This is a genomic window from Bradyrhizobium sp. 604_D8_N2_3, assembly GCF_051810765.1.
Taxonomy (GTDB): Bacteria; Pseudomonadota; Alphaproteobacteria; order Rhizobiales; family Xanthobacteraceae; genus Bradyrhizobium; species Bradyrhizobium barranii.
In genome coordinates this window covers 1,593,961-1,606,948 of sequence record NZ_JBPWPM010000001.1, presented here as the reverse complement: position 1 = coordinate 1,606,948, position 12,988 = coordinate 1,593,961, and the positions used below count along the sequence as shown (strand labels likewise).

9 protein-coding genes and 7 pseudogenes are annotated in these 12,988 nt (G+C 61.2%); 5 read left to right on the top strand and 11 right to left on the bottom strand.

The annotated features are described in order from the left end of the window. Positions 1–34: 34 nt before the first annotated feature. The 3 genes and pseudogenes from AB7245_RS07425 to AB7245_RS07415 form a co-directional block, all read right to left on the bottom strand. Positions 35–178, bottom strand: a pseudogene (locus AB7245_RS07425) (hypothetical protein); the annotation flags it as partial. Positions 179–252: 74 nt separating this feature from the next. After that, positions 253–693: pseudogene (locus tag AB7245_RS07420) on the bottom strand (recombinase family protein); the annotation flags it as partial. A 70-nt stretch (positions 694–763) separates the two neighbouring features. Beyond that, the gene (locus AB7245_RS07415) at positions 764–1,045 is read right to left on the bottom strand and encodes a hypothetical protein (protein WP_439035716.1); all 282 of its coding nucleotides are present in this window, start codon (positions 1,043–1,045) and stop codon (positions 764–766) included. 539 nt (positions 1,046–1,584) lie between these two features. Here AB7245_RS07415 and istA point away from each other — a divergent pair. Continuing rightward, positions 1,585–3,123: an IS21 family transposase gene (gene istA, locus AB7245_RS07410; RefSeq protein WP_439035715.1), complete on the top strand. Its 1,539-nt coding sequence runs from the start codon at positions 1,585–1,587 to the stop codon at positions 3,121–3,123. An 11-nt stretch (positions 3,124–3,134) separates the two neighbouring features. Beyond that, positions 3,135–3,458, top strand: a pseudogene (locus AB7245_RS07405) (ATP-binding protein); the annotation flags it as partial. 34 nt (positions 3,459–3,492) lie between these two features. Here the strand turns inward: AB7245_RS07405 and AB7245_RS07400 are convergent. From AB7245_RS07400 to AB7245_RS07390, 3 genes and pseudogenes are all read right to left on the bottom strand, one after another. Next, entirely contained in the window at positions 3,493–5,562 is a 2,070-nt protein-coding gene (locus tag AB7245_RS07400) for a recombinase family protein (RefSeq protein ID WP_439034099.1), read from the bottom strand. Next, a complete protein-coding gene (locus AB7245_RS07395; RefSeq protein WP_231145832.1) occupies positions 5,543–5,743 on the bottom strand; it encodes a hypothetical protein in 201 nt (66 codons plus the stop codon). Before AB7245_RS07395 ends, AB7245_RS07400 begins: the two co-directional genes overlap by 20 nt. Positions 5,744–5,807: 64 nt before the next feature. Beyond that, positions 5,808–6,032, bottom strand: a pseudogene (locus AB7245_RS07390) (DUF5372 family protein); the annotation flags it as partial. A gap of 22 nt (positions 6,033–6,054) precedes the next feature. Between AB7245_RS07390 and AB7245_RS07385 the strand changes: the two are divergent. Continuing rightward, positions 6,055–6,477 (top strand): annotated as a pseudogene (locus AB7245_RS07385) (ATP-binding protein); the annotation flags it as partial. Positions 6,478–6,860: 383 nt separating this feature from the next. Here AB7245_RS07385 and AB7245_RS07380 read toward each other — a convergent pair. The 4 genes and pseudogenes from AB7245_RS07380 to AB7245_RS07365 form a co-directional block, all read right to left on the bottom strand. Then, positions 6,861–7,217: a hypothetical protein gene (locus AB7245_RS07380; protein WP_439034098.1), complete on the bottom strand. Its 357-nt coding sequence runs from the start codon at positions 7,215–7,217 to the stop codon at positions 6,861–6,863. Then, positions 7,214–7,477: a hypothetical protein gene (locus tag AB7245_RS07375; RefSeq protein WP_439034097.1), complete on the bottom strand. Its 264-nt coding sequence runs from the start codon at positions 7,475–7,477 to the stop codon at positions 7,214–7,216. The genes AB7245_RS07380 and AB7245_RS07375 overlap by 4 nt, the downstream gene beginning before the upstream one ends. Before the next feature lie 748 nt (positions 7,478–8,225). Next, positions 8,226–8,470, bottom strand: a pseudogene (locus AB7245_RS07370) (TrbI/VirB10 family protein); the annotation flags it as partial. 1,452 nt (positions 8,471–9,922) lie between these two features. After that, the gene (locus AB7245_RS07365; RefSeq protein ID WP_439034096.1) at positions 9,923–10,348 is read right to left on the bottom strand and encodes a hypothetical protein; all 426 of its coding nucleotides are present in this window, start codon (positions 10,346–10,348) and stop codon (positions 9,923–9,925) included. A gap of 779 nt (positions 10,349–11,127) precedes the next feature. Between AB7245_RS07365 and AB7245_RS07360 the strand changes: the two genes are divergently transcribed. After that, the gene (locus AB7245_RS07360; RefSeq protein ID WP_439034095.1) at positions 11,128–11,547 is read left to right on the top strand and encodes a hypothetical protein; all 420 of its coding nucleotides are present in this window, start codon (positions 11,128–11,130) and stop codon (positions 11,545–11,547) included. Between the two features lie 26 nt (positions 11,548–11,573). Here AB7245_RS07360 and AB7245_RS07355 read toward each other — a convergent pair. Continuing rightward, a pseudogene (locus tag AB7245_RS07355) lies at positions 11,574–11,711 on the bottom strand (IS66 family transposase); the annotation flags it as partial. A 310-nt stretch (positions 11,712–12,021) separates the two neighbouring features. Between AB7245_RS07355 and AB7245_RS07350 the strand changes: the two are divergent. Further along, positions 12,022–12,609 (top strand): GNAT family N-acetyltransferase, encoded by a 588-nt coding sequence (locus AB7245_RS07350; protein WP_439034094.1) that lies wholly within the window; start codon positions 12,022–12,024, stop codon positions 12,607–12,609. Positions 12,610–12,988: the final 379 nt, after the last annotated feature.

The window sequence follows — 12,988 nt, the reverse complement described above, 5'->3', positions numbered from 1 at the left end:
CGATTGACTGACAGTTTGGTTCGCCGCGATAGCCGTGAGCGCGATCACAGACGTACCAGGCATCCAGCCGTCCACGCCGGGCAGTGTAGCGGAGACGGAAGTGCTTACCGCACAGTCCGCATACTGCCCGTCCTTGCAGCAGCGCCGTACCTTCTCGCGGAGGCGATGCGCGCGCCACCTCGTATCCCCACCATTGGTCTCGAGAATCTTGAGATTCTCCTGGAATCGTTCCCAGCTGATGTAGCCGGGATGAGCATTTGGGATGCAGGCCAGCCAATCATCGTGGTCACGCTTCCGCTGCACGATCTTCTTGCCGTCGATGGCTCGTCGATAGCGCCGCCGTCCATAGACGTAGCAGCCGGCGTAGCGTGGCTTGTTCAAGACGCGTATTGCCGTCGATGCGGTCAATGGCCGAAAGACCGTTGTCTGGCTGTTGCGCAGACGCGAGGGAAACAGAAGGCCATCCTTGCGAAAGGCTTTGACGGTTTGGCATGCAGAGCCCACGCGAGAGAACGTGTCAAAGAAATGGGCGATCGTCTCACTGACCTGCGTGTCGGGATCGAGCCTCACGTTGCCGGATTGGTCATAGATCAGGCCGGTTGGAAGGGTGCAGCGATACTCGCCGCGTCTCACCTTATTGAGGATCCCGCCGCGTAGCCGTGCCTTGATCACGTGCAACTCAGCCTCGCTCATTGTTCCCTTGAGGCCGAGCAGGAGCCGGTCGTTGAAACTTGTCGGATCGTACACGCGTCCTCGTCGAGGATCAGGGTGTCGGCCAGCGCGCAGATCTCCAGCAAACGTTGCCAGTCGGCATTGTTCCTCGCGAGCCGGGAGACCTCCAGGCCCATGACGATCCGGCGCGCCCCATGCCGACGTCGCTGACTAACCGCTGGAAACCCTCGCGCCAGGCGGCCGATGCGCCGGACTCGCCCTGATCATTGTCAACGACGATGATTTGCTCGTCGCGCCAGCCGAGGGCAGTTGCGCGTCCGCGAAGCGCATATTGCCGCTTTGTACTCTCGACGTTCTCAACGACTTGTCGCATCGAGGACTGGCGAATGTAGAGGTAGGCATCCCGTTCGAGGTGGTGAGGCTGGACTTTGAGGGACTCCCTCATGGCGTTCTCCGCTCGAGTGTGCTCATCGCCATTGTCGCGAGCACGTAAACGACAGCTGTGCGCTCGTTACGCGGCACTGGTGGAGTACGCGATGCAACTGACTGTTGAACAGAGCCCGCGGCGGCCAACGTCTGCGCCCACCCCCACATGCCCCGGCGCAGAAAAAGCATGAGGCCACTGCGGGCCGTAGGCGGCAGCGCTTCGCCGAGAGCTGCCATACGCAGCACCTCATACTGGGCCGCAATGGCGGGTGAGAGGGTCGAATGCTGATTCCGCTCGATGTCGCCCACCCTTCCGGAATGATCTCGCCCGCCGTTCCGATTTGACGTCGCCCATCATTCTGAGATGATCTCGCCCACCCTTCCGGGATGATGTCGCCCGGGGTGACGTGGCCTCTTCTGGCTCCGATACGATCCCGCCTTTCGGCTTTGCAAAGGGGGATCTGGATGCCGACGGAGAGGCTTGCGATGCGTCATGTGCGTGATGTGATCAGATTGAAGATGGCCGGGATGCCGACCCGGGAGATTGCGCGGCGGATGGGGACGGCGCCGTCCACGGTACGGCTGACGATCCGCCGGTTCGAGGCGGCCGGGCTGAGTTGGCCATTGTCCGACGACGTCACCGACACAGAGCTGGAGGCCCGGCTGTTCGCTGGTGCGGGAGCCGGTGCCGGCACCCGGCGGGGCCATCGGCGGCAGAGGGAGCCAGACTGGGCTTTGGTGCATCGCGAACTCAAGCGCAAGCACGTGACGCTGTCGATCCTGTGGGAGGAGTACATCGCCGGCGAACCCGGCGGATATCGCTATTCGCGGTTTTGCGAGCTGTACCGCGCCTGGGAAGGCCGTCTGTCGGTGACGATGCGCCAGTCGCATGCGGCCGGCGACAAGCTTTTCGTCGATTATGCCGGCGACGGGGTGCCGGTGGTGATCGACCGGCGCACTGGCGAGCGGCGCGCCGCGCAGATTTTTGTCGCGGTGCTGGGCGCGTCCAGCTTCACCTACGCGCAGGCGACGTGGACGCAGGGACTGGCCGACTGGATTGGCAGCCATGTCGGCGCCTTCGAGGCGATCGGCGGGGTGCCGGCGCTGCTGGTGCCCGACAACACCAAGGTCGCGGTGATCAAGGCCTGCCTCTACGATCCCCAGATCAACCGCAGCTACGCCGACATGGCGACGCATTACGGCACCGCCATTCTGCCGGCCCGGCCGCGGCGGCCACCGGACAAGGCGAAGGTCGAACAGGCCGTCCTTATGGTCGAGCGCTGGTTGCTTGGGCGGCTGCGCCATCGGACCTTCTACAGCCTCGCCGAGGTCAATGCGGCGCTCGCCGAGCTGCTGACCCGGCTCAACGAGGAACGGCCGATCCGGCGGCTCGGGGTGACCCGCCGCAAGCTGTTGGAGGAGATCGACCGGCCCGCGCTCATGGCGTTGCCGGAGAGCCCTTACGTGTTTGCCGAGTGGCGGATCTGCCGGGTCAGCATCGACTATCACGTCGAGGTCGAGGCACATTACTACAGCGTCCCGCATCGCTTCGTTCGCGCAGAGGTCGAGGTGCGCTTCACCGCCCGCACCGTCGAGATTTTCCACAAGGGCGAGCGGATCGCCGCGCATCAGCGCATGAGCGGCAACCACAAGCACACCACCGTGCCGGAACACATGGCGTCCAGTCATCGGCGCTACGCCGGCTGGACCATCGAGCGCATCCGCCAGGATGCCGCCGCGATCGGGTCGGCCACTGCGGCGCTGTGCGACCTGATCCTCGATGAACGCACGCACCCTGAGCAGGGCTTTCGGGCCTGTCTCGGCATCATCCGGCTCACCCGGTCCTATGGCCGCGAGCGGCTCGATGCCGCCGCCATGCGAGCGATCGATATCGGCGCGCGCACCTATGGCTCGGTCAAATCGATCCTCGCCAACAATCTCGATCGGCGTCCTTCGCAAAAGCGGTCCGCGGACGATGCGCCGATCCTCCATCCCAACATCCACGGGCCGCGCTACTACAACTAGGAGATCTCGTCTTGCTCAATCATCCGACCCTCGATCAACTCCATCAACTCGGCCTTCACGGCATGGCCAAGGCCTTCGCCGACATCGAAGCCGGCGGTGACGCCGCAAGCCTCGGACACGCCGAATGGCTCGCGTTGCTGCTGGAGCGCGAAGCTTCGCTACGACGCGACAAGCGGCTGTCGAAGCGGCTGCAATACGCCAAGCTGCGCCAGCAGGCCTGCGTCGAGGACATCGACTACCGCACTCCGCGCGGCCTCGACCGCAGCCTGCTGACGATGCTGGTCGAAGGCCAATGGATCGACGACCACGCCAACCTGCTGATCTGCGGACCCTCCGAGCCCGCTTCATAATGCTCACCTTTCTATCTCGTTAGAGTTCCAGTTCTTTTTGTAGCGGATTGCCAGACGGCGGGCGTCTGAGGCGCCGCGCGGTGGCGGCTCGTTTGACGTCTGGACGCTCAAGATCGGCTGCTTTGATGATCCAAGGTGCCCCTTTGCAAAGCTGGCCCGCCGCGAGCTGGCCGTCCTTGATCAGACGTCGCACGGTTGATGGGCTGACAGAGAGGGCCGCGGCAGCCTCGTCCAGAGTGACCTCGCCGCGGTCGCGGCGCTCGCCTTCGCGATAGGCTGCGACGTCGTTGTGGCTGCGCAAGCTGCACACTCGCGACTTGGTCCAGCCATTGCCGCGCCCCGTGGTCTTGCCGGAGCGGTTGAGCACCGACGCGATCGCTTTGTCCGGCATCTGCCGCGCCAGCACGCGCACGAGATCGACTGTCTCTCCCGCTGCACTCCAGCGGTGCTGGCCGGAGCGATTCTTCTTGACCTTGAGAGCGGAATGGTCGCCGCCGTGCCAGCGGATCACCAGATCGAGCTCGGTGTCCTCGACGCGGACGACGATCTCGTCGATCAGCGTTCGCACGATCCGCTTGCGCGTCTCGGGTGCCACGCTGGCACTCGACCAAGCACGCTCCAGGTCGGCGCCCAGCGTCATCAGCCGCTCCCTGTCCGCAGGTGTGAGATCAACAGCGGGCGAAGCCGTCAGTCCCTCCAGCTCCGTCTCCAGATTGCGCGCGACCGCCAGCCGGTCATTCCATCGCTTTTCCAGCTCGGCGGCGACGAGACGATTGTCGGGATCGACAGCATCGTATTGGCGGCGCGCCCGCCCCACCTCATAGCGAGCCTGCTCCAGCGCCAGTTCGGCTTGGCCGCGTTTGTCTTCGTTCGCACGGCTGCGCGCACCCTGCGCGGCGAGTGCCGCCTCGATACCGAGCGGTTGCAGGCGCTGGATCACCTCAGCGGCCACGTCACGATCGATCCGCATGCCGCCGAACGAGATGCAAGGGTCACCACCATGATTGTTGGCGCCGCCCCGACAATGGTAGCGCCCGGTGTTGCCGTCCTTGCCGGAGTAGGCGACGTGAAGTTTGCGCCCACAATGGCCACAGCGCAGCAGGCCGGCGAGCAGAGCCTCACCTCGGCGCAGGGCACCGCGGCTCATCGGGTTCTTGCCGTTGGCGTTATCCGCAATCAGGCCGAGGTTCCTCTCGTGGTCCGCCCAGCTCAGATAACCCTCATGATGGTTCGGGATCAACACCTCCCAATCCTTGCGCTCCCTCTTGAAGCCGCGAACCACCTTCTTGCGACCGGCCTCCATGCTGATGCGGCTGCCGGTGCGCCCGAATGCATACGCGCCGGCATAGATTGGGTTGGTCAGAATGTGCAGGATCGTGTTGTAGACCGGCAGCTTCCACTCGACCAAGTGGCCTTCGGCGCCATAGGTAACGGCGGGCAGCGGAACGCGCTCGTGTCTGAACCAGAGGTGCACCTGACGCACCGACTGCATCTCGGTGAACTTGGCGAAGACGAGCGCAATCGCCTCGCCGACGCGCCGATCCGGGTCCTTCTCGATACGGTTGTGGCCGACCCGCACGTAGCCGACGGCGACCGTCATGAACAGCTCGCCCCGGCGCGCCTTCTGCTTCAGCGCTTCGAGCGAACGCTGGCGCAGTACCGACAACTCCATCTCGCTCATGGTACCCTTCATACCGAGCAGTAGGCGATCGTTGGGCTGTCGCGGATCGTAGACGCCGTCCTCGTCGGCGATCAATGTGCCGACGAGACCGCAGAACTCGAGCAGCGTGTGCCAGTCGCGACGGTTGCGTGCGAGCCGCGACGCTTCGATCGAGACCACGACCCCGACGCGCACCTCACAGATGGCAGCCAGCAGCTTCTCGAAGCCGGGCCGCGCGACGCCACCGCCGGAGCGGCCGAGATCGTCATCGATGACGGCAACATCGCTCCAGCCCAGCTGTCGCGCGCGCTCCGGCAAATTGTACTGACGGCGCTTACTTTCCAGGTTGTGGGCGACCTGATCAGGTGTCGACTGACGGATGTAGACGACGGCCTGACGGGCGAGGTGCTCAGGCGTAACCTTGCTCATGAGCGGCCTCCCTCGTCTCTGCGGTTGGCGTGCCCGTCTCGATATTGGCGCCGTCGGCGAGGGCCTCGACCAGTAGCCCCTCGATCAGGCGCACGAGAGTGCTTCTCTGCGACGCCGGAATCGCCGGCGTCTGGCGATCCTGCTCGAACAGGCTCCGTTGCAAGTGGCGTCTTGGTTGCATGATCCCCTCCTTCACGCAGGGGCCATGCCCCGCCTCGAGAGGCGATAAGCACATCGATTCGCGCCCGCAGCTCGACGAGCCTTTCGACAGCCAACCGAGGGCTTGCTGTGAGCGTTGCAGACCGAGCAATATCCTCGCTCATCCAGGCCGGGATCAGGGCGAGTGTCCCGTCGGGCTGCACCACGACCAGATGGTCCTCGCCGGCGAAGCGCTTGCGGTGCGCGACCTGCACCATCTGCCCAGCCCGAGGATGGAACGGAAGAGGATCAAAACCTCGAACGCCGGACACCCGGCATTGTGACGCTGTCTCGACCGGGGTCGGCAAGAGCTGGCTCGCCTCGGCGCTCGGCAACAAGGCCTGCCGCGACAATCGCTCCGTGCTCTATCAACGCGTGCCGCGGCTGTTCGGTGAACTCGCTCTCGCGCGCGGCGACGGACGCCACTCCCGTCTGCTGCGCGCGCTCGGCCGCATCGATTTGGTCATCCTCGACGACTGGGGCCTCGAGCCGCTCGACGCCGCCGCCCGTCACGACCTCCTGGAGATCCTCGAGGACCGCTACGGTCGCCGTTCCACCGTCGTCACCAGCCAACTCCCCGTCGATCAATGGCACGCGCTGATCGGCGACCCTACCTACGCCGACGCCGTCCTCGACCGCCTGGTCCATAACGCCCACCGGATCAACCTCAACGGCGAGAGCATGCGGCGAACCCGCAAACCCGGCCGCGAGGCCTGAGCCCGTGGCGCTGTGGACATGCCGCTACGCTTGGACAACGCGAAGGGCGTTGCCCACATCCCCACAGCAGAGCAGCAACAGACAACGAAGACTTCGAGCCGCGATTCAAGGTTGACCTCGCGGCTTCGCCGATGCCAAAAAACCAACAGCCAGAACGCCTGACGCCCGGGCGACATCAAAATCGGAAAGGTGGGCGAGATCATCGGAATCGGCACTCCCACCGCCCAACACGGCAAATCCAGCGGCAAGGACGAACTCAGAACTGGATAAAACCTGGGTTCAAGGTCACGGTCCGCAAGCTGATCCTGCCGTGAGCCGACCAATGGGACCCGCGCGAGTCATCCCAATAAAGGGGCGAAAGAGAAGTTAGGACTTTTACGCTTTCAATCCAAACCTTCCGGGTTTCCGAGGTCAATCAATTCGTCCAAAACGTGATCTAGACTACCCGCGTCCCGATCCAGCTCGACCAAGAAGGCACCGTAGAACTCGTTATGATGGATTCGTCCAAAGCGCCGGTCCTCATAGATCTCTCTTTCCGCAGGCCGCGCTAGACGCAAGCGCATGATGCCGTAATCGTCGCACAGAGGAGCCCCGCCAGACTTCAGGGCCGAGAGTTTGGTGCGCAATTCCTCACCTTTTAAGATCGCTTCAGCTGCCACATGGGTTTTTGAAGCAAATGCAAAGGCGGGACGCCGGTCGACCTCAACCGCGAAAACGGAAAGGGAGGGGGATTCTCTCATTTCTTGATCTTCAGACCGATCTCAACGAGCCGGCGAATTGCTTCGGACAACGTTGGCTTGTCCGGCTTGCTTTCAGCCCACTCCACGATGGCGGCGCGCGTAGTTGAGTCGGCTCGAAACCCCATAAGCGGAGTGGTTCCGGTCCGGGGGCGCCCCATGATTTTTTGTTTAACAGAGCTTGATTTCTTCATACGTTCTGTATAACAAAATAACAGGCCGGAGGGAAGTGGCGCTTCCGCTCCGGGCGCCAGCGCCAGCAAGGCTGCTGGACCCCGCGTTCGCCCTTATCGCCGAGAAGAGGGCGGCCGACCTCGCTCACACCAAGGCCATTGAGCACACAGACACCTTTTCCCCCGGCGACCATTCCGACGCCTGCGTGCATGCTTGGGACGCTCACGTCGCTCGCCTCGTCTGAGTCAAAGACCCGCCCGCCGTCGAAGCGTCGTGGCTTTAACGTGAAACGTGAAACAAAAAGTGCGTTTCATGGCTTCCGAAATCGCTGTGGGCGACCTGTTCACAAGTGAAATCGGAGTTGATTGCTCCATGCAAATCATATGTGAACGAGTCTGGGGGACGGAGATAGCCCGGCGTCGCCGACAAGCTGGTGAAATACCTCCGAGCCCTCTTCAAATGGGCGATCGGCAAAGCCTCGCCTCGCACAATCCGGCTGACGGTGTTGCAAAGATCAATGAATCGGAAGGCTGGTACACTTGGACCCCCAAGAAGTGAAGCAATATCGGGATTACCACGCAATCGGCACCAAGGCGCGGTTGGCGCTCGAAATCATGCTGACCATCGGTGCTCGTCGATCTGACGCATGCCGGATAGGCAGGCAGCATGAAACCGATGGCGGGCGATGGTTCACCTTTGTTGCGTGGAAAGGCCGTAACAGAGCCAAGACGCGGAAGACGATCAACGCCGAGATTCGGCCCGAACTTCGTCGAGCGCTGGCGGTGATCCGAAGACCTGGACATTATGATTGTCGACCTCATCATTGAAGCCACCCTAGCCGTCCGCGTCCGCCATGCCTCTGATCTGCAGCGTCGAGCTGTTCGGGAAGATGATGTCAGTCCAGACCACTAGGACGCGGCTTTGTCCGAATGCATGCAAGCATGAAATCGTACCGTCCCATCAGTTTGGCGCCCTGCGGGATCAGCAGCTGATGGCCTGTGGCGCTGCCGTAGACGTTTGGCTGACCGGGGCGGTGATGCGACCGGAAACTCGGAGTTGATGCCGGTGAGGTGAAGTCGCGGTCGCGAAAGTTACACGACGCCCCGGATTATTTGGGCGCTTCTGAAAAGCGCGGGATATACCGGGGCTCCCGAGCCGCTGACTACCGTGGCCGTCGTCTGATGAACGCGGTGAGCGCCAAAGCGATCTGAGACCGGCGCAGGCCGGCAGAGCGCAAGGTGCAACAACAGGCGTCCCGAAACGAGTGAAGCGACCTGCCAAAATGCGCTCAAGCGCGTAAACTTGATCTAGCTCCTCGTTCCGCGAATCTCAGACGCCCGCGGCCGTGTGCCCCGCGCAAGGGCCGGACATATGACCGCACCGCTCCCATGTGTGAAATCGACTGAAAACGCTTTTGGCACGCCGGCCGCTCCACATATTAGGGCAAAGTCAGACCTACGTGAGCTGGTAGTGGCGACGAGAGTGCGGGTTGAGTAGCCTTGGGGTAATGCAGCACGACCGACCACGGTACCAGACTGTCGACGCCAAGTTCTTGCGAGCGATCATCTTGCTGCTCGATGCCCTCCAGATTGAGGGCGGGTGTCGGGAGAACCTTAAGCGTGGCGCAACAAGTCAACCGCATAAGGCAGATAAGATCAACACTGACGGGGTGGTACGTGTGGCCGTGGTACGCCTTCTGCGCGCCTATATTGCGGCTATCGGACAGAGCGACGCGGCACGAGCGGCACTCCTAGAACGGCTATGGGGCGAGGTTGGCGAGCGTCGTTTCGATCCGGCCGACACTCGGACTCGCAAGAGCGCCAAAGTTGAGAAAAACAGTTCGCGAGCAAAGTTAGTTATTTGACGCTAACTATGCGCGCGCAATCGGCGGCTGCGAGGCAGATCTTTATACTCGAATTCAACTGGCATTAGTAGCTTACTTTCGTCGCTGGCGCCGCTTGGATTTGGCCAGCTCTCGATCCACTGCTCCAACTGACGCAGCGTCACGCGGACCGCTTGCCCACACCCTGATGCCATGGCAGCGCCGCACAGCGTTCGCGATATGAGGGCGCATCAATGCCGAGAAGTGTGGCCGCTTGCACGCGGCTAGCGGCAATTATTGCGCGTTTTGAAGATCAATCTTCATGCTGGAGATTTTAAGGCTGCAAGACTCGACAAACAACTAACGTTTTGCGTTCGTGCTCTGCACGCGCTTTGCTCCGAAAATCACACTGCTTTCTGCGAATCATACGAGCCGGCGATCTGTCGACGACGTAGGAGACTGTTCGATCGTTATGCGCGCGATCGATCCACCGCGGAGATCAGGGAACGCGTGTCGCGCTGTTGGTGATCAGGTCCGCTTCATCTCGAACAGCGGACCTAGCCGGGGAGCGCTCGCAAGGTCTACTAAAGGCCACGAGCTGTCCATGAGGATTTGCAAAAGGCCACCAATTGAGGCTGCCTTATTCAGCTGGGGCGGAGGTTCTCATCCGGCGGGGGTTTGGCGTGGTCGGTCCACGAGTTTACTCCCGGCTTTATGCGCGCTTGGCCTCATCGGCGGCGAAGCGGGCGGCGATGGCATCAAGAACCGCTAGCCGTGCCTGTTCAACCGACGCGATCGCGTAGTCGATGGCGAAGCCGGCGTCCGACTCCAAATCCTCGGCGCGTGTCTCGGCTAACTTCACGCTGAGACCATGCTTTGCTTCGACTACATGCGCCTTGAGCGTGTTGACGTCGGCAGTAATTTTCGCTTGCAGCGCTTTCAAATCTCTGGTGGCGGATTCTCCGGCAGACTTGATTTGATGGTTGACCTTTTCGACTGCGATCTTTGCAGCAGAAAGCGCTTCTGACTTCCGCGCTTCGATCTTGTCGTGCGCTTCCTTGTTTGCGGCAGAGAGGGCGTTTTCAGCGCCTTTTGCACGTAGCGACAGGTCGGCGAGCTGTTCTGAGAGTCGCGTCATTTGCTGCTCCTTGTGAAAGACTCAAAGCGAAGCACGCCAATCGTTTAAGCCGCGTTGATCTGGGTCAATTCTTCTTTGCCCAGCATGCGATCGAGAGGCCGCTTGTTCATAGGTCAGTGCTCCGACCTCCCTTCAAGTCGTGCTTCTGCGGACGCGTTTTGCGACCGGAGGATGGCTGGCGTCAGCCTTCTTTGCCTAGGGGCAGTGATCGGCAAAGTCAGCACCTCGATTCTCTATTCGGCAACACTTTATAACATCAGCACAGGCGACAAGAAGTTTGACCGATAAAGTATTCTGACCTTTGGCGTGGGTCCGTTCTGGCTTTCGTCGGTCTTCACATCCTATTCGGCCGGCAGCCCGATCAAGATGTCCGCGTCCTCCGACAGCCGGTTACGGTCTGATTCACCTGATGCATTCACGAGGCGTGATTGAGCCCCGCAGGTTCGAGCACGAGCCTAACATCGTTTCCGTTCGTTCGCTGCCGTATTCAGGACGGTATGACGCAGGCGAAATCCATCCGATGCCGAGAGGCAGTTACGCGCTTCAGAATCTCATCCTTCGTCTCGCGAGTTGGTCGATTGTTGACGAGATCGGTCTCCGCGTGCATGTTCAAGGAGCCATCCAACGGCATCTTCAGCCATTGTCATGTTCAGCAAGGATCTTTGCACCGCGCACTCCGACGGAAACCATGGGATGAAGGGCGTGAGTCGACAGAGGTTCACGAACTCCCCTAAGATATCGAGCGAGTAAGTTCGCGGAAGCTGGGTACGGGTGGGGCAGTGAACTTCCAGGTGACGGTTCTCAAGGTGCTGGTCAGCTATCCAGACGGATTCGCCGCCATGGCGGACCTCAAGCGAGATATGGCGATTCTAGCCACGAGCGGACCGGACTGGGCCGAACGGACGAAGCGATTGGCAGTCCGCGTGCCCGACTTGGATATCTTCTCCCAAGGACTCATTGAGCGGATGAACGGCGGCTGGCGTGTCACTGATAAGGGACGCGCGGTTCTCAAGATCATGGAGGCTCGGCCCGCACCCGCTCAACAAGCAAGGGAGCTGCCTGAGGTCCTCGCTGCCGAGGAGCCGGCGCCAGCCGCGACTCTGCCGCCGATGCCTTCGATAGGGCCGGTTCGACGCATGCGGGAACGAAGGCGACGCCAACGCGATGCTGCACGGCGAAGCCAAGCGAGCGCGCCGTAACGAAGCTCCGTTCGCGAACAGCGCATTTTCCGGTTGAGCGTGATCAGACGGATCGAACGTTCGACGATGTTGTTGTCGAGCTCGATGCCATCATCGACAAAGCGCGTCACATCCTGCCAGCGTGACAACGTCCAGCGGATGGTGACGGCGAGCTTGGCGTTCTGTCGGGTAGCCAATATTGATGTTGGGATGTGGGTAATCCTTAGGGCGGAGACATTGTTTAGAAGGAATGCCAAAGCACCTACCTGGGTTGGCGGGTTGCTAACTATCCTGCCGTGCGTAGACTGCTCAAGCGAATGCAACTCGCGACATCTAGCGAAACAAGATCACCCTGCAATCTCAAACCGTGCTTTCCGCTTGCTTGCAGAAGGCCCATCCTCCGATGAATCGTCGAGGGTACATCCATTCAGTTCACGTCCAGAGGTATCGGTGCTGCGCTCTAAATTCACAGCTCTGCGCTCGAAATGCGGCGTCATGACAGCTGAGCCGGCCGTCACCTCGGCGAACGCAAGCATGCGAGCAAGAACCGTCTGGACAATTGTCCTTGGCTTTGCCGCCGATCCGTTGATGCGTTGGAGTTGGCCTGACCCTGGGCAATATCTTGGCAGCATGACTCAGTTCATCAGGGCCTGTGGCGGACGAGCATTCGAGCATGGCACAGCATACGTCACGGGAGAGAGCCGCGCCGCGGCCCTGTGGCTGCCTCCCGGCGTCCATCAGGATGAGGATACGCTGGACGCAATCATGGCGGTGTCCCTGCGCCCGGAAATCAGCGAACATATGGCACATGTGCGCCAGGGAATGGCCGAGCATCATCCCTCCGAGCCACATTGGTATTTGCCCCTCATCGCTGTCGATCCGAACTGGGTCGGACAAGGGCTTGGCACATTGCTGATGAAGTACGCTCTTCAACGATGTGATGAGCAGGGCGTCGCTGCCTACCTCGAAAGTTCGAATCCTGAAAATATTCCGTTTTACCAACGCCACGGTTTCAAGATTATTGGAGAGATACAGCACGGTTGCTCGCCACCACTCACGCCGATGATGCGAAAGGCGAATTGAGCGGAATTCGGAGAAGCTTCGCATGCTTCGGCTCCCAGAGCGTCCTTGCACCCTCCGAGCTGACCGCATTGCCTCACGCAGAATGTTACTGGACAAGTTCTCGCCGGTGATTGGGGCGGTGCCATCGAATTGGTTCAGCGGCGTCTATGGCGGGAAAGATCAGCATGGGCGCGCGCCGGGAGGCGCTGCCGACCGCAACGGAGCCACTGTAAATTCCTCTGGACTTTTTCTGGGAATAACGACGTACGTCAGTGGCCCCCTTCTAATCCATTGTGATAGTGCCCAAATCCCACTTCCGCACGTCATGTTCTCTGGCGAACTTGGGTACTGGCCTGTTTCCGACCTCAGTGGCTTAGTTTGAATTTGAGAGTGGCCTGTT

Excerpts from the sequence above, each read along its gene's own strand:
- AB7245_RS07365 (WP_439034096.1), bottom strand. The coding sequence starts at position 10,348 with ATGACGCGACTCTCAGAACAGCTCGCCGACCTGTCGCTACGTGCAAAA.
- AB7245_RS07415 (WP_439035716.1), bottom strand. The coding sequence starts at position 1,045 with ATGCGACAAGTCGTTGAGAACGTCGAGAGTACAAAGCGGCAATATGCG.
- AB7245_RS07380 (WP_439034098.1), bottom strand. The coding sequence starts at position 7,217 with ATGAGAGAATCCCCCTCCCTTTCCGTTTTCGCGGTTGAGGTCGACCGG.
- AB7245_RS07400 (WP_439034099.1), bottom strand. The coding sequence starts at position 5,562 with ATGAGCAAGGTTACGCCTGAGCACCTCGCCCGTCAGGCCGTCGTCTAC.
- istA (WP_439035715.1), top strand. The coding sequence starts at position 1,585 with ATGCGTCATGTGCGTGATGTGATCAGATTGAAGATGGCCGGGATGCCG.
- AB7245_RS07350 (WP_439034094.1), top strand. The coding sequence starts at position 12,022 with ATGACAGCTGAGCCGGCCGTCACCTCGGCGAACGCAAGCATGCGAGCA.
- AB7245_RS07395 (WP_231145832.1), bottom strand. The coding sequence starts at position 5,743 with ATGCAACCAAGACGCCACTTGCAACGGAGCCTGTTCGAGCAGGATCGC.